This window comes from Butyrivibrio sp. AE3003, from assembly GCF_000686065.1.
Classification (GTDB): domain Bacteria; phylum Bacillota; class Clostridia; order Lachnospirales; family Lachnospiraceae; genus Butyrivibrio; species Butyrivibrio hungatei_A.
On record NZ_JMLX01000001.1, the window covers coordinates 3121518 to 3137244 of the forward strand.

Here is a 15727-nt window from a genome sequence, read left to right on the forward strand (position 1 = left end):
TGCTGCACGGATGCGCATTGTTTTTGACTAAGGATGGTCTTCATACGGAGGTCTTTTTTACCATGCGTATTACGAATAAGATAATGCAGAATAATTCACTTTATAATATCAATAACAACAAGATCACTGAGGATCAGCTCAACACCATGCTTGCAACCGGAAAGAAGATAACAAGACCCTCAGATGATCCTGTTATCGCTATAAGAGCATTGCGCCTTAGAAGCAATGTTACTCAGCTTTCACAATATTATGAGAAGAATGCAAAAGATGCAGAAAGCTGGCTCGATGTAACAGCAGATGCTTTGTCTACGGTTACTTCGGTACTTACCGATGCCGTTAAACAGGCAACAAAGGGAGCCAACAAGGATCTTACGGTAGACGATCTGGATACGATTGTTGCGCAGATGGAGGCTCTTTCGAAAGAATACTATGCAACAGGTAATGTGGACTATGCCGGAAGATATATCTTTACAGGTTATAGAACAGATACATCGCTTACTTTTTCTACAACTACAACTGCTGATTACACAGGCATAAATGATGAGTTTAACGCTACAGACGTTTCAACTTCAAGCAGAGTGGCGGGAATGAGCAAGCTTGAGTCCACAAATCTTTTGGCACAGAGTACAGAGGCTGTCGTAGAGGAGAGTAATATTGTTGAGTACAATGTCGGTAAGATAAGGCTTTCCTACGATAACCTGAATTACAGAAGCGGCGACAATGATTTCTCGGCACCTTCACTTAAGTGGAGAGAGAATCTCAAGCAGCCCGCAACAAGTTCGGTAAACGGAAATGCAGAGCTTATAAAGCTTACATATACAACAGCACTTGGGGCAACTCATCATGTATCGCTTCCGACGCTTGACGGACTTGAAAAAGGTGAATCATATACGGTCACAAGTGAAGGTATTGTTTATAACGTCACAAGTAACGCCGATGGATCTCATAACATAAAGGCAACTGAAGGCGTCACTGAATATGAGTTTGTTGTAGACAAGAACGGAGTTTATGATACATCTCATCAGAGCTCCAATATCGAATCCGGTACTGCTTCGACAGAGACGGTTCAGAAGACAACACTTACATTTACAAATGAACAGGGTGAAAGAGTCAGCTTTAAGCTTCCTTTGGTTGATGCAATTGGCCAGACTTACAACATGAAACTTGAATATGACGGAAGGATTGCAACTGCGGTAATTAACAGTGACGGCACATATACTGTTACTGACGGAAGCGTCACAAATAATGTCGACAGAACAGTCACAAGAAACATAATCAATGTTACAGCAAACGGAAGTGTGTATTCGTCATATAAAGAGACAACACTTGAGATACCTTCATCAAACATAATCTACACAACTACAAGCGAAGAAGATATTGATGAGGTTTACAAGACGATCGACTCTACACCTACCGGTTCAGTGGCATATTTGAATGCGGCTACGGGAGAAGTTCTTTTGAATAAAGAGCTGTCCGATAAGCTTGCAACACTGCCCAAACTTATCAACGCCAATGCGATCAATGTTGTCTATGATAAAAAAGAGTGGGACAGCGGAGACATAAGACCTCAGAACCTCTTCAACTGTACATATACCGATGACAATGGTAAGAAAATACTTTATAATAAAGGATCGGCAGCCCATGACATCGCTTATGACGTGGGATTCGCACAGTCGGTTGTTGTCAATACCACAGCAGATGCGGTTTTCACAACAGGTGTAAAAAGAGATATCGACGATCTTTCAAATATGCTCGGAACACTCAAACAGATAAAGGCCACAATTAAGACACTTGAAGAAAAGTTGTCCGGTGCAGCCAAAGAATCTGCTGAATGGAATAAGATAGACGCAGAGCTTTCAGCAGCTCAAAAGGCATATAACTATCAGAGAGAGGGTATTCAGAAAGAGTTTGAGCACAAGATAACATCTCTCCAGGGAGCTCTCGATACCGCAAATATAGCCGTTACCGACAACGGAACAAGATCTAAGCGACTTGACCTTGTAAATTCAAGACTTATGACACAGACAACGACATTCCAGTCACTTCAGTCTGAGAACGAGGATATCGATCTTGCAACTACGGTCACACAGCTTACATCCGCACAGGTGACATATGAGGCGAGCCTTATGGCGACAGGTAAGATCAGCCAGACATCGCTTATGAATTATATTTGATGAAGAATTTCTTATATCATCAAGATTATAATAAGTATGGTAATTGTACGTTTTTACGTATATAATTAAATAGTGATAAATAACATTTTTTATCAGGATTATGGAGGTTACAGCATGAAATTAAACACTAGAATCTTTGGAGAGGTTGAGATTGAAGATAGTAAGATCATTTCTTTTCCAAATGGAATAATCGGTTTTCCTGATCTTAAGAGATTCACACTTATGCACGATGAGGAGCAGGGAACAAACACTATTAAGTGGTTGCAGTCAGTAGAGGAACCCGGATTTGCAATGCCCGTTATGGATCCGCTCTTTGTTTGCCCGGATTATCAGCCTATGGTAGATAAGGAAGCTGTAGCTGACATCGGAGATCTGCAGGATGAGGATATGCTCGTGCTTGTAACGGTTACTGTTCCGCATGATCTTAAGCAGATGACAGTAAACCTTAAGGGACCCTTTATCATCAATACAAAAGAGATGAAGGCTTCTCAGACAATCATTGATAATGAGGAATATCCTGTTAAGTTCCCTATTTATGAGATTTTGCAGAATAACAAAGCAGCTAAAGCTTAATCATACTATAGGGAGGGAAAGGATATGTTAGCATTATCAAGAAAAAAGAACGAAGCTATCGTTATTAATAACAATATAGAGATTACAGTACTTGATATCAGAGGAGACCAGATCAAGATCGGAATCGCGGCTCCCAAGGATATCCCGATTTACAGAAAAGAAGTATATATCCAGATTCAGAATGAGAATAAAGAAGCAACAGATGTATCCGGAATCGAGGAACTCAAGAAATTGCTTTGATCAAAGTGAATTTGCAGCGGCTGCTACCGGAAAGGGGCAGCCGTTAGTTTTATATATCACAGGAAATTGCTTTTTCATTGAATGGGAAATTCGAGGGACGGAATGCGAATACTATACTACTACTGGGATGAATTTAACGGCGAAGACTGCATGGACGCCATGAAGAGACTGGGGCACGAGGTTGATGTGATAAAGTTCAAGCTAAGTGGCTATGAACTTACAGATGAAGATGATGCTAAATTCAGAGCTCTTTTGACCAAGGAAGAAGAGGGCAAAAGATATTACGACATAGTCTACAGCTTTTGCTATTATCCGAGCATTTCCGATGCCTGCCAGAAGTACGATACGCCGTACGTGTCGTGGGTATTTGACTGTCCGCATTATACGCTTGATTCACATACCATAAAAAATCCTGTGAACAGAGTCTATGTTTTTGACAGGGGGACCTATGATGAGATGAGAGCCAAGGGAATAGAGACCGTTAAGTACTCGCCTCTTGGTGTTAATGAGAAGAGGCTTTTGGGGTTCTGTAAGGAGCTTGATGCGGAAACGGGCGGAAGGATAGTATATCTGCATGATGTATGTTTTTTGGGAAATCTCTACGACAACGAATTTAACTTTTACGATCAGGTGGAATATCTTCCGCCAAGTCTTAAAGAGTATATAGATACGGTTATAACTCTTCAGGAGAAGATATACGGACACGATCTTTTTACTGATGAAAAGGCGATAACGCCTGAGCACATAAAGAGGCTTCGCGAGTATATAAAGTTCGAAGATACGGGGAATTATGATCTTGACTATGACAGAATTGTTCGTGATATGCTGCGAAAAAAGGTCACGGTCAACGAAAGAAGACATATTCTCGAAAGAATGGGCGAGCGATTCGATACCGTTTTGTATACAATGCCTGATGCAAAGCCCATTGAAGGAGTCAGCAATCTGGGAGTTGCGGATTATTCAACCAAAATGCCGATGGTATTCAGGAGAAGCAAAGTTAACCTCAATATTACGCTGAGGTCCATCATCTCGGGGGTTCCGCTTCGTGTACTCGATGTTCTTGCGGCAGGGGGATTTCTTATCACAACTTACCAGAAAGAGATAGATGAGTACTTTGAGAATGGAAAAGAGCTTGTGATCGCGCATACGCCTGAAGAGATGCTTGAACTTACTGCATATTATCTTGAACATGAGGATGAGAGGAAAGCTATCGCGGAAAACGGGCAGAAAAAGGTGTTTGAGGAATTTGCTTATACGAAATTACTGCCGAAGATACTGGAAATATGATCGTTACGGACCGAAAGTCTTAAAATTTTCTAAAATTTACGATTTTCTTTTCCATATTACTAAAGAATAAAGCACTTCGGCCGATATAATCAGTAAGAAATACTATGTTTATAACGGAACGAGTTTGTGACGCACGTAAATGTTGATATATACAGGTGATTCCTGATTCTGACATGGAGGTATAGGATTATGGGAATGGATGGAATTAACGGATTTGGCCCGCTTATTCAGCAGGTACAGCCACAGGTAAAAACACAGGTAAATAATCAGAGCCAGGCTCAGAGCGAAGTTGCGGATTATGAAGTAAATGCGGCAGCTCAGAACATGGATCTTACGGTTGAGGCAGCAGACAATACTGCAGGCTCCAAAAACGAGTCATCTGCTCAGAATTTTGCAAGCAATCAGAGCAAGAGAGCTGAGACAGAGGAGCAGATACAGGCTGATAACGCCAAGATCAAGAAGGCAATCTCTGAGATGACCAAGAAGGTTCAGTCCAACGCTGAAGCTGTTTTTGGAATTCATGAGAAGACCAACAGAGTGACTATCAAGATGGTGGACAAGGAAACAAAGAAGGTTATAAAAGAGTTTCCGCCGGATGAGACACTTGATATGATCGCCAAGGTTTGGGAAATCGCGGGAATCTTGGTTGACGAGAAGAGGTAACATAGTAAGTCGTACAAAACGGCTCTATCAGGAAAAGGATTTCCGATTACATCTCACGGATTGAGAAAGGAGAAACATTATGCCTATCAGAATTACAGGAATGAACTCAGGTCTTGATACAGAGAGCATTATCACAGCTCTTACGCAGAAAAAGAAAGATAAGGTTGATACTTATACCGGAGAGCAGAAGAAGCTTACCTGGAAGCAGGATACTTTAAAAGCGCTTAATAAGAAGGTTACCGATTTTTATAACGGTACTTTGACCAGCATGAAGTTTTCGGCTGCTTACTCAAAGAAGGTTACAACTGCTTCAAATGCAAATGCTGTAACAATCGTAACAGGCGAAAGTGCAATGAACGCTACTCAGACACTTGATGTTACGAGTCTTGCAAAGGCTGCATATCTGACAGGCGAGAAGGTTCAGGTCGGCAATAAGAATGCGGCTAAGACAACTACTATGACTGAACTTGGTATTTTTTCCGAGGACAGTGATGAATCTGCAACTCAGACACTTAAGTTTAAAATAGGCGGAGATTCTGAGGATAATATCGAAGTTACAATCGGAAAGAATGATACTATAGAGAGTGTTCTCAGTAAGCTCAAAAGTGCAGATTCTTCCAAGACACATACAAGGCTTGACTTCAACTACGACGAAGGAAACGGAAGATTTTATGTAGCATCAAAAGAGATGGGCGAAGCTGCTTCTTTTAAAGTTACCGAAGGTGATGCGATGTCCAGGCTGGGCTTTGTTAATAACGGAAAGAATTATATCGAGGGAAGCAGGGCTCATATAGTTCTTAACGGAGAAGATTATTATTCCGATTCAAATACTTTTGAGATCAACGGACTTACAATTACCGTTAATGAGGAAGCTAAGGGAATAACTCTTTCGACTAAACAGGATACAAGCGGTATCTACGACAATATTAAGAAGATGCTCAAAGAGTACAACGATCTTATGAAGGAGTTTGCTACTCTTTATAATGCAGATAAAGCCAAGAAGTACAAAATGCTTACCGATGATCAGAAAGATGCAATGTCTGATAAAGAGGTTGAGGAATGGGAGAAGAAGATCAAAGACGGAATCCTCAGCGGCGATGAGACAATCGGTAATGTAAAAGATGCACTTAAAGATATTATGAGTAAGGCTTTTGAAGTAACATCAAAGGATGGAGTGACAAGTAAGATCACTCTTGCAACATTTGGTATTGCAACGGGAAGCTACTTTGCAACAGATGAGAATGAGAGAGATGTGCTTCACATAGACGGTGACAAAGATGACTCTGCAAGCAGCGGAAATCCGGACCTTCTAAGTGCAGCAATATCAACAGATCCCGACATGGTTCAGAGCTTTTTTATGCAGTTGTCGAATGCTCTTTCAGATAAGCTCTTTAATCTTATGAGGGGTACGGAATACAGCAGTGCGTTTACAATTTATGAAGATAAGCTGATGGCTTCACAGTACAGTGCTTATACGACCAAGATCTCAGATGCACAGAAAGCACTTGAGGCTGCACAGGATAAGTACTACAAGAAGTTCTCTACTATGGAGACGGCTCTTTCAAAGATAAACAGCAGCAGTTCTTCTCTGGCAGGCTTCTTTGGTGGAGGACAGTAATGGCATAAAATGAAGACTTATGATTATACGGATATTTTTTTACAGAATGCGAGGGAACACATATGCCGGTAATGACAACTCAACAGAAAGCTTATGCTCAGTATAAAAATAATAAGGTAATGGGTGCAAGCGGCCCGGAACTTACACTTATGCTCTATGACGGGGCAATAAAGTTTCTCAATATCGCGGATTATGCGATTGAGAATAACGATGTGCCAAAGGCACATGAAAACATTATGAAGACGGAACGTATCATAGATTATCTCAGAAGCACTCTTGATATGAAGTATGCTGTTGCACAGGACTTTGAAAATATGTATTCTTATATAGGAAGAAGACTTGTCGAAGCAAATATGAGTAAAGACAGAGAGATAGTCGCTGAGGTCAATAAGCATATGCATGCCATCAGGGACAACTGGGTAGAAGTCATGAAGGCGAACAACATCGCCGTTAAGGAGGCATAAAAGATGTTATCTTCAAGTATGGATATGCTGGAAGAAAGTCTTATTAAGAAGATCGACATTATGTCAAAGATTGAGGAAGAGAATGAGAAACAAAAAGAAATTCTCTCCGATCCCGATAATGTTGATGAAACCGCATTTGACGGTACTGTTGATAAAAAGGGTGAACTTATCGATAAACTTATTTCTCTTGATGATGGTTTCCAGACTCTTTTTGATAGGGTAAAAGAAGAAGTTAATGCCAATAAAGATGAGTTCGCAGATCAGATACGCCGCATGCAGGATCTTATTCGTGATATCACTGCAAGGAGCGCATCGATTGAAGCTGCGGAACATCGAAACAAAAGGCTTGCCGAGAAATATTTTGACGCGGCACGTCGCAAGATGAATACCAGTAAGCAGTCATCTGCCGTGGCATTTAATTACTACAGGACCATGAATAACTTCAAGGAGATTCCACCACAGTTTTTGGATAAGAAAAATTGATTTTTGTATAAGACCGTTACAAAGAGGTCGCTGCCATATATCGGCAAGCGATCTCTTTTACTTTAGCAAAAAAACGAAAAAAGTAGAAAAAAATTCATTATTGTATGTTTTTTTGAAAAAAATAAAAAAAAGGGTTAAGTAAACGGAATCACAGCCGATAATAATAGTGTAAAACAAAAAAACAAGCAGCCATGGAAGGGAGTCCGCGTAAGCTGCACAATATTAAAAGGATGAAAAAGGCAGCAGGGAAGCGGCCCCGTTCATGGAGGATTATAATATGGTAGTACAGCACAATGTCACAGCGATGAACTCAAACAGACAGCTTGGAATTACAACAGATGTACAGGCTAAGTCAAGTGAGAAACTCTCATCAGGTTACAGAATCAACAGAGCAGCAGATGATGCAGCAGGACTTGCAATTTCTGAGAAGATGAGACGTCAGGTAAGAGGTCTTACACAGGCTTCCGCAAATGCACAGGATGGTATCTCAGCAGTACAGACAGCTGAAGGTGCGCTCAACGAAGTACATGATATGCTTCAGAGAATGAACGAACTTGCAGTTAAGGCAGCTAACGATACTCTTCAGACATCAGATCGTGAGTACATTCAGCGAGAGGTTAATGCTCTCAGAGATGAGATTAACAGAACCGGAACAGCTACCGAATTCAATAATACTAAACTTTTGGACGGATCATTTAAGAATAAGAGTATTCAGGTTGGTTCAGAGGCTGATCCCGATAACCAGATTGCAATCAATATTGAAAAACTTACTGCTTCAGGTCTTAAGATCGACGGAGCAAAGATTAATGTTACAGGAACAAGCGGCGTAAACGCTAAGGACTCAATTCATAAGATTAAAGAAGCACTTGAGAAGATTTCAAGCCAGAGAGCTGACCTCGGTGCTATTCAGAACAGACTTGAGCACACAATCAGAAACCTTGATAACGTCGTTGAGAACACACAGGCAGCTGAGTCACAGATTCGTGATACGGATATGGCTGAGGAGATGGTTAGATATTCTAACAACAATATCCTTGCTCAGGCAGGTCAGTCAATGCTCGCTCAGGCTAATCAGACAAATCAGGGTGTTCTCTCACTCCTTCAGTAAGATAAATATTAGAAAACATAACCCACTAATATATAAGGTCGCTCCGGATGAAGAATCCGGGGCGATCTTTATTTTTGATAGTATTATGTTTAAAAAGGTATGCTAAAATAATTATTACAGGTAGGCGGCACGGAATGTTTCTATTGGAAGAAAGGAGAATCTTCTATGAACACTAAGGCAATGTATAAGTTATCTTATGGCTTATTTGTATGTACGGTGGTTAGCGGTGATAAGAAAAACGGCTGTATCACCAATACTGCTGTTCAGGTTGCATCGGATCCTAACAGGATTTCAATCGCGATCAACAAGGCAAATCTCACTCATGACATGCTGAAAGAAGCAGGAAAGTGCAATATCTCTGTTATCGGCAACGATGCGGGATTTGACCTTTTCAAACACTTTGGCTTCCAGAGCGGAAGAGATGTGGATAAGTTTGCATCATTTAGTGATTATAAGCTTGCTGATAACGGTATTCCTTATATAACAAAAGGGACTAATGCATACTTTTCTCTGAATGTGGAAAAAGAAGTCGACCTTGGTTCACATACGCTGTTCATCTGTGAACCTGTATTTATGGACGTTCTTGCAGATACACCTTCCTGTACTTATGAATATTACCAGAATAATATCAAGCCAAAGCCTCAGCCGGTTGGAGAGACTCCGAAAGGTGAGACAATATGGAGATGCACAATATGCGGATTTGAATATGTCGGCGAAGATATGCCCGATGACTATATCTGTCCGATCTGTAAGCATCCTAAGGATGATTTTGAGAAGATAATAAGATAAAGACAGCAGCGCAATGTTTGTCGTGTTCAAACGTTGCGCTGTTATTTTTCTATTTGACGCGCGTCAAATATAACATGCTCTTTTGGAAAGGAGATATATTTTTAATTATAATAATTAAAAATATATTTATTTCGGAAGGAATTATAATGTAGGATTAGTGATGATAATTTGCGGCAAGATGTCAATTCGTTTTGATATCTTGCCGCAAATTATATATAATAGTATCAGAAAAATATACGGAGATAGCATATGAAAACATGTAAAGAAATTGCAACTGAATGGAATATTGCTGAGCGTACCGTTGTGAACCTATGTAATTCAGGCAAGATTAGAGGAGCATATAAAGATGGAAAAAAATGGCTTATTCCCGATGATGCAGTACAACCTGCAGATGGCCGAGTATCAACCGGGAAATATATAAAAAGCAATAATAACGCCGTCAAAAAGCCTCTTCCAATAGGCATATCCGACTATGTTCGAGCACAGTCGGAATATTACTATGTGGACAAAACACTGTTGATCAAAGAATTCTTAGATAACAAACCGCTTGTATCATTATTTACAAGACCAAGAAGATTTGGCAAGACGCTCAATATGGATATGCTAAGAGTATTTTTTGAAATCTCGAAAGAAGATACCTCTATCTATTTCAAAGATAAAGATATCTGGAAATGTGGTGCAGAGTATATTAAACACCAAGGTAAATATCCTGTCATATTTCTGACATTTAAAGATGTAAAATTTGATTCATGGAATGCGACACTATCAAAAATTTCCGGACTTCTTCAGGCAGAGTATAATCGCCATTCGGAACTTGAAAACAGCCTAAAATTAGCCGGATTTGAAAGAGAGTATTATAAAAGAATACTGAGCGGCTCTTTAGATGAAGTTGAACTTTCGTCAGCACTTGAAAATCTTTCAAGAATGTTGTACCTGCACTATGGCATTAATCCAATAATAATAATTGATGAGTATGATACGCCTATTCAGGAAGGATATTCTAAAAACTTCTACGATGAGATTATTGGCTTTATGCGTAATTTCTTTTCCGGGGCCTTTAAGGATAATAAATATCTGTCATACGGCTTTTTGACGGGTATCTTGAGAATAGCTCAAGAGAGTATATTTAGTGGGCTTAATAACCTGACTGTTAATTCTGTACTGGATAAAGAATACGATGGATATTTTGGTTTTACTTATCCTGAAGTACACAAAATTATGACATACTATGGATGTACAGACAAAGAGTCCGAACTCAAATCCTGGTATGACGGTTATTATTTTGGAGAAAAAGAAATTTATAATCCGTGGTCTGTTATAAACTATATTGCCAAAGGTTGTACGCTTCAGGCTTATTGGGTTAATACCGGAAAAAACGAAATTCTGGAAGGTATTATGAATATCGCGTCAGAAGATATCAATGAACGGTTGTTTTCCCTTATTCAGGGAGAAACTGTTATCGCAAAGATTGATCAATCCACCGTTTACAGATTTCTTACCGACGATCCTTCTAATATATATAGCATTTTATTAGTTGCAGGTTATTTGAAAACAACTAACAAACATTTACAAGACGACGGAAGCTACCTTTGTGAAGTGTCGATTCCCAATAAAGAAATAGCTGCTGTGTATAAAAGTGAGATACTGACTTACCTGATTGGTACAGGAGCAATTCAAAAAACGACAGCAAACATGATTGCTGAGAGCTTGTATTCAAATGATATTGGGAAATTACAAAAAGCTGTCAGCAACTATATGACTAAGTCTGTAAGTTTCTATGATGCCGGTGCTGAAGGGTTCTATCACGGTTTGATTCTTGGACTTATAGCTTTGATGGACAATCAATATAAAATTAACTCCAACCGCGAATCGGGGGATGGAAGATATGATGTAAGTCTCTTCCCTAAAGACGGCAAGCACGCCGGAATAATTATAGAATTAAAATGGGGAAAAAACCTTGATGAAAAGGCACTTTCAAAGCTTGCCGACGAAGCTCTTGAACAGATTCAATCCAAGCGCTATGCTCATGAAATGCTTGAGGAGGGTGTGAAAGAAATTATTAGATTCGGCATGGCTTTTTCTGGGAAAAAGGTTGTTATAAAAACATCATAATTAAAGCTATGATGAAAAAGGTATATAACTGATATGACAATATTGTCACATATAACATGCGGAGAAAACATATGAGGGGACAGAAGCAAAAAAAGCGAAACATAAAACGCATAATCCATGCAAAGACCGGTGGTGTCTGCGCTAAGTGTGGCAAGATACTTCTGCTCGAAAAGGCAACCATCGACCACCTCATTCCCAAGTACAGAGGAGGAACGGATGAGATTAGCAATTTGATTCCTATGTGCAAGCATTGTAACAAGCAGAAGGGATCGAGAATTGTAAAAAGAGATGAAGTGCCGTATCTTGATCCATTTTATAGTATAGGAAGATAGAAATAAAACTTGTTTGTACAATTTGAACAAACAAGTTAATATTTCCCTTTTTTCTTAATTATTTTTTTTTAACCGAAGATTGTTGTCAAAAATGCTATCATCTATTCCGTTAATATCTAACAAACTATTAATGCACCATTCCGGGGCTTGAGTGTGAAATGAGAAATATACATCGTTCATCTGCTTATACGTAAATATATCTAGGATGAATTTTGTGGATATTTCTCTTGTATATGATATATATCGATACATATACCCAATCCAGAATAATGCACTTTTTGAATATTTTATTTTTCCATAATCAGTATCACCAAATTGCTCAATAATACTTGTAATTCCTTCGTTTACATCCAATGACAGTAATGCGGGATTATTGGAATCTTAAAAACATATATGTTCAAGATGTACAAACAAGTTTGCGATTATTAGGCAAGATCAATTGACAGAGGGAAGTCCATATAGTAACTACACAGAGAATGGAAAGATAAGAAGCCAGGAACGTGACATTTACATGCAGAAAGCCTAGTGAATGGTATGCGATAGATGCTTTGACAGAAAGCGGACAACTTATAAAAGCATTTAATTCAATGGATAAAGCTCAGCAATCTAGATTGCTTGGGTATGCAGAGGCGTTGACTAAAAAGGAATAGAAAAAGGCATTGAATGGATATGTATCTTTTGAATAATTCTTAATAAATAATAAAAAGTAAAGAAAAACGATTGCAAATTTCTTTATCATGATATAATTTAGGTATAGATATAGTGAAAGGGGTGATATAATTGGCACAGGCAGTGAATGTTAATTTTAAATTGGACCCGGATGTAAAAAAAAGTATGGAAAGAGCTTGCGCAGATATGGGATTGTCTATGAGCGCAGCATTTACCATTTTTGCAAAAAAAGTTGGACGAGAAAGAAGGATACCGTTCGAAGTATCTGCTGATCCATTTTACAGTAGTGAGAATATGGCAGAATTAAAAAAGCGTATAGATGATATAGAGGCAGGCCGTAATATCCATGAACATGATTTGATTGAGGTGGATTAATGCGGAAAATATGGCATGATAGAGCATGGGAGGAATATATTGAGTGGCAGAGTAAGGATAAGAAGACACTCAAGAGAATTAACCGCCTTTTACAAGAAATAGACCGTAATGGCTATCTTTGCATTGGCAAACCGGAGCCACTGTCCGGCGATTGGGCAGGATTTTGGAGCGTTAGGATTGATGAAAAAAATCGAATCGTTTTTCGAATAGTTGACGACATAATTGAGATAGTTCAATGTGGAACACATTACGGCGATAAATAATGTAGAACAGATATCATAATATAACTGAATATACGTAAATTGTTTCCCGCGGAACCCGCATATTTGCCAGCTCTGCGGGTTTTTTTTGCCTCCAACCGCGAAGGAATCTAACCTCCCAATCAAATATAAAATAATTATAAATTCAAACGCAATACTACAAATATCTCTAACACTTTTTCCGATATGTAAATTAGTAAGTCCTCTACTGGCGTGAAAGAGAAGACCTATCACAGGGGATGTTACGAAAAACATTGTATAATCAGAATACTTTATATGACGAAATATGTTAGCCATATTGACATATTTTTCTTTTATGATTAAAATCCGCATAGTAGTATTTATATATAAAGGCGGTTTTGAAAGAAATGGGTACAAAAGATATTACAGAGAAAGCACTTGAGGACTATAATGATGTGTTTGCAGACATTGTAAATGTCCTACTTTTTAATGGAGAGGAGGTTGTTAGGCAAGATCAATTGACAGAGGGAAGTCCATATAGTAACTACACAGAGAATGGAAAGATAAGAAGCCAGGAACGTGATATTTACAAGTATTGGAAGCATAATCGATTAAGATTGGCAGCAATCGGCTTTGAAAATGAAACTAAGGAAGAAGAGGACATGCCGCTTAGGGTTATGAACTATGATGCAGCAGGTTACAGAGCTCAGATAAACAATGGAAATGATGGACGTTACCCTGTTGTATCACTTGTGCTATACTATGGTTACAAAAAGAAATGGAGTAAGGCAAAAACTCTATATGACAGATTGGAAGTGCCGGATAAGTTAAAAGAATATGTTTTTGATTATGGCATGAATTTATTTGAGATAGCATATCTTGAGGATTCAGTTGTAGATAAATTTCAGAGTGATTTTAAGTTCGTGGCAGATTATTTTGTTCAGATGCGTAAGACAGGAAAGTATATTGCGCCGAATGAGAAGATAGTTCATGTTCAGGAGATGCTCAGTTTAATGAGCGCATTGACAGATGATAGCAGATTTACAGATGTTTATGATGATATAAAAGGAAAGGAGCGGGTTAGTATGTGTACTGTTCTTGATGAGATTGAAACACGAGGAATAGAGAAAGGAATAGAGAAAGGAATAGAGAAAGGCAGGGATAATACTCTGATAGCTTTGGTACATGACGGTTTGTTGAGTGTCGAAATTGCGGCCGATAGGGCAGGGGTATCAATTGATGATTTTAAAGCTATGATGAAAAAGGTATATAATTGATATGACAATAAGAGATCGCATATTTGATAAGCTGCAGGAAATGAAGATAACACAGAAAGAATTTGCTAAGCGTACGGGAATAGCGGAGAGCACGATAAGCGACTGGCGTAAGAAGAATACCAATCCTACAGCAGAGAAAATTATGATCATATGCAAAGTGCTGGATGTTACACCCGAGTGGCTTTTGTCCGGAATTGAAACGCATGGTGATAGGGGAAAGCCCAGTGAATGGTATGCGATTGATGCTTTGACAGAAAGCGGACAACTTATAAAAGCATTCAATTCAATGGATAAAGCTCAGCAATCGAGATTGCTTGGGTATGCAGAGGCATTGGTTAAAATGCGTGATTGATGATTCGATTAATTTTGCATTAAGAATGTGGCAAAACAGAAAAATGAATAGAGTGTATGGAGACAGATCCCGTGGAATCTACGTATTAATGGATTCCACGGGATTATTTTTATGTTTATAAAAAGTTTATAGATTGTATTATAAACCGTTCACTTTGCCAAGCCGATATATATATCGTCAAAGGCAACAGAAGAATCCTTTTATCTTCAGATAGCGCTGTCTGGTAACGTAATAAAAAGATTTAATGTTTATTTAATAGATAATAGGAGATGTATCTGTTACAATTAACGATATCATGAAAAAGAAGTTTATTATTTCTAGTTTTTTGTTGCTTGCAAACCTTTTTTAATGAGAATTGTATTGTCGGAGGGATTATGGCTAATAAGTCAGAAACTAACGGAAATAACACAGGCTCCTCTAAAGCGGGAAAGAACATTATTATTGCTGGAATTGCAGTGATCATACTCCTTTTGGTTGCTGTGGTTGTCTTACTGCTTACAAGAGGAACCGGGGAAATGGGTAAAAAGGAGGTAACGCAGGAAGAGGACAAACGAAATGTACTTGTCACTGAAGATAATGTCAAGGAGGTAGCTGAAGATTTCTTTAGTCAGAAATATGTTCCTCCGGGATATTTCAGTGCAACTATGAGCAATGTTTGGCATTTTAAGACCGGAGATGCTGAGTCGGAAGATGCCTATGTTGCAAATGACAAAGCAAATTCAAATGATGTATTTTTTGATGTGTTTTTGTCAGAAGATGAAAGTAATCCAATTTATCAGTCGCCGGTGATTCCGCTTGGAAGTGAACTGAACAAGATTAAATTGGATACGGAATTGAAACAAGGTACTTATGATTGTGTTATGATCTATCATCTTGTAGATGAAGAACAGAACACGTTGAGTACAGTAAGAGTTGGGCTCACTATTGAGGTTGAGCAATGATATGATAACTTCCGCAACATGACGGGGCGGATGGTCATTAAAAATCAAG

General features: G+C 38.8%; 17 protein-coding genes. All 17 read left to right on the forward strand.

Translation table 11 applies throughout. The features are described 5' to 3' along the window. Positions 1-62 precede the first annotated feature (62 nt). The 17 genes from CD00_RS19570 (at position 63) to CD00_RS0115060 (ending at position 15678) form a co-directional block, all read left to right on the forward strand. A complete protein-coding gene (locus CD00_RS19570; protein ID WP_051594236.1) occupies positions 63-2174 on the forward strand; it encodes a flagellin N-terminal helical domain-containing protein in 2112 nt (703 codons plus the stop codon). Between the two features lie 114 nt (positions 2175-2288). After that, positions 2289-2747 carry a flagellar assembly protein FliW gene (gene fliW, locus CD00_RS0114980; RefSeq protein ID WP_026656709.1) on the forward strand — a complete coding sequence of 153 codons (459 nt, stop codon included), beginning with the start codon at positions 2289-2291 and terminating at the stop codon, positions 2745-2747. Positions 2748-2771: 24 nt separating this feature from the next. Next, the gene (csrA, locus tag CD00_RS0114985) at positions 2772-2987 is read left to right on the forward strand and encodes a carbon storage regulator CsrA (RefSeq protein ID WP_026656710.1); all 216 of its coding nucleotides are present in this window, start codon (positions 2772-2774) and stop codon (positions 2985-2987) included. Between the two features lie 102 nt (positions 2988-3089). Continuing rightward, positions 3090-4274: a CgeB family protein gene (locus CD00_RS0114990; RefSeq protein ID WP_092337250.1), complete on the forward strand. Its 1185-nt coding sequence runs from the start codon at positions 3090-3092 to the stop codon at positions 4272-4274. A 189-nt stretch (positions 4275-4463) separates the two neighbouring features. Continuing rightward, positions 4464-4937, forward strand: a complete 474-nt coding sequence (locus CD00_RS0114995; RefSeq protein WP_026656713.1) for a flagellar protein FlaG — start codon at positions 4464-4466, stop codon at positions 4935-4937. 79 nt (positions 4938-5016) lie between these two features. Further along, a complete protein-coding gene (gene fliD / locus CD00_RS0115000) occupies positions 5017-6555 on the forward strand; it encodes a flagellar filament capping protein FliD (RefSeq protein ID WP_026656714.1) in 1539 nt (512 codons plus the stop codon). A 71-nt stretch (positions 6556-6626) separates the two neighbouring features. Beyond that, positions 6627-7019: a flagellar export chaperone FliS gene (gene fliS / locus CD00_RS0115005; RefSeq protein WP_034462578.1), complete on the forward strand. Its 393-nt coding sequence runs from the start codon at positions 6627-6629 to the stop codon at positions 7017-7019. A 3-nt stretch (positions 7020-7022) separates the two neighbouring features. Next, entirely contained in the window at positions 7023-7502 is a 480-nt protein-coding gene (gene flgN, locus CD00_RS18650; protein WP_051594237.1) for a flagellar export chaperone FlgN, read from the forward strand. Positions 7503-7779: 277 nt separating this feature from the next. Then, a complete protein-coding gene (locus CD00_RS0115015) occupies positions 7780-8610 on the forward strand; it encodes a flagellin N-terminal helical domain-containing protein (RefSeq protein ID WP_026656716.1) in 831 nt (276 codons plus the stop codon). A 165-nt stretch (positions 8611-8775) separates the two neighbouring features. Then, positions 8776-9399 (forward strand): flavin reductase family protein, encoded by a 624-nt coding sequence (locus tag CD00_RS0115020; protein ID WP_026656717.1) that lies wholly within the window; start codon positions 8776-8778, stop codon positions 9397-9399. A 249-nt stretch (positions 9400-9648) separates the two neighbouring features. Next, the gene (locus CD00_RS0115025; protein ID WP_026656718.1) at positions 9649-11511 is read left to right on the forward strand and encodes an AAA family ATPase; all 1863 of its coding nucleotides are present in this window, start codon (positions 9649-9651) and stop codon (positions 11509-11511) included. A gap of 71 nt (positions 11512-11582) precedes the next feature. After that, entirely contained in the window at positions 11583-11843 is a 261-nt protein-coding gene (locus CD00_RS18655; RefSeq protein ID WP_051594238.1) for an HNH endonuclease, read from the forward strand. 780 nt (positions 11844-12623) lie between these two features. Then, positions 12624-12887, forward strand: a complete 264-nt coding sequence (locus tag CD00_RS0115040; protein ID WP_026656720.1) for a type II toxin-antitoxin system RelB/DinJ family antitoxin — start codon at positions 12624-12626, stop codon at positions 12885-12887. Further along, positions 12887-13150, forward strand: a complete 264-nt coding sequence (locus CD00_RS0115045) for a Txe/YoeB family addiction module toxin (protein WP_026656721.1) — start codon at positions 12887-12889, stop codon at positions 13148-13150. The genes CD00_RS0115040 and CD00_RS0115045 overlap by 1 nt, the downstream gene beginning before the upstream one ends. Positions 13151-13515: 365 nt before the next feature. Then, positions 13516-14385, forward strand: a complete 870-nt coding sequence (locus CD00_RS0115050; protein ID WP_026656722.1) for an Rpn family recombination-promoting nuclease/putative transposase — start codon at positions 13516-13518, stop codon at positions 14383-14385. A 1-nt stretch (position 14386) separates the two neighbouring features. Then, on the forward strand, positions 14387-14737 hold the full coding sequence (locus tag CD00_RS0115055) for a helix-turn-helix domain-containing protein (RefSeq protein WP_026656723.1): 351 nt from the start codon (positions 14387-14389) through the stop codon (positions 14735-14737). A 374-nt stretch (positions 14738-15111) separates the two neighbouring features. Further along, complete coding sequence (locus tag CD00_RS0115060; protein WP_026656724.1) at positions 15112-15678, forward strand: hypothetical protein; 567 nt, start codon at positions 15112-15114, stop codon at positions 15676-15678. Positions 15679-15727: the final 49 nt, after the last annotated feature.

Excerpts from the sequence above, each read along its gene's own strand:
- fliD (WP_026656714.1), top strand. The coding sequence starts at position 5,017 with ATGCCTATCAGAATTACAGGAATGAACTCAGGTCTTGATACAGAGAGC.
- CD00_RS0115055 (WP_026656723.1), top strand. The coding sequence starts at position 14,387 with ATGACAATAAGAGATCGCATATTTGATAAGCTGCAGGAAATGAAGATA.
- CD00_RS0114995 (WP_026656713.1), top strand. The coding sequence starts at position 4,464 with ATGGGAATGGATGGAATTAACGGATTTGGCCCGCTTATTCAGCAGGTA.
- CD00_RS0114990 (WP_092337250.1), top strand. The coding sequence starts at position 3,090 with ATGCGAATACTATACTACTACTGGGATGAATTTAACGGCGAAGACTGC.
- fliS (WP_034462578.1), top strand. The coding sequence starts at position 6,627 with ATGACAACTCAACAGAAAGCTTATGCTCAGTATAAAAATAATAAGGTA.
- CD00_RS19570 (WP_051594236.1), top strand. The coding sequence starts at position 63 with ATGCGTATTACGAATAAGATAATGCAGAATAATTCACTTTATAATATC.
- CD00_RS0115050 (WP_026656722.1), top strand. The coding sequence starts at position 13,516 with ATGGGTACAAAAGATATTACAGAGAAAGCACTTGAGGACTATAATGAT.
- flgN (WP_051594237.1), top strand. The coding sequence starts at position 7,023 with ATGTTATCTTCAAGTATGGATATGCTGGAAGAAAGTCTTATTAAGAAG.
- CD00_RS0115025 (WP_026656718.1), top strand. The coding sequence starts at position 9,649 with ATGAAAACATGTAAAGAAATTGCAACTGAATGGAATATTGCTGAGCGT.
- CD00_RS0115015 (WP_026656716.1), top strand. The coding sequence starts at position 7,780 with ATGGTAGTACAGCACAATGTCACAGCGATGAACTCAAACAGACAGCTT.
- CD00_RS18655 (WP_051594238.1), top strand. The coding sequence starts at position 11,583 with ATGAGGGGACAGAAGCAAAAAAAGCGAAACATAAAACGCATAATCCAT.
- fliW (WP_026656709.1), top strand. The coding sequence starts at position 2,289 with ATGAAATTAAACACTAGAATCTTTGGAGAGGTTGAGATTGAAGATAGT.
- CD00_RS0115060 (WP_026656724.1), top strand. The coding sequence starts at position 15,112 with ATGGCTAATAAGTCAGAAACTAACGGAAATAACACAGGCTCCTCTAAA.
- csrA (WP_026656710.1), top strand. The coding sequence starts at position 2,772 with ATGTTAGCATTATCAAGAAAAAAGAACGAAGCTATCGTTATTAATAAC.
- CD00_RS0115045 (WP_026656721.1), top strand. The coding sequence starts at position 12,887 with ATGCGGAAAATATGGCATGATAGAGCATGGGAGGAATATATTGAGTGG.
- CD00_RS0115020 (WP_026656717.1), top strand. The coding sequence starts at position 8,776 with ATGAACACTAAGGCAATGTATAAGTTATCTTATGGCTTATTTGTATGT.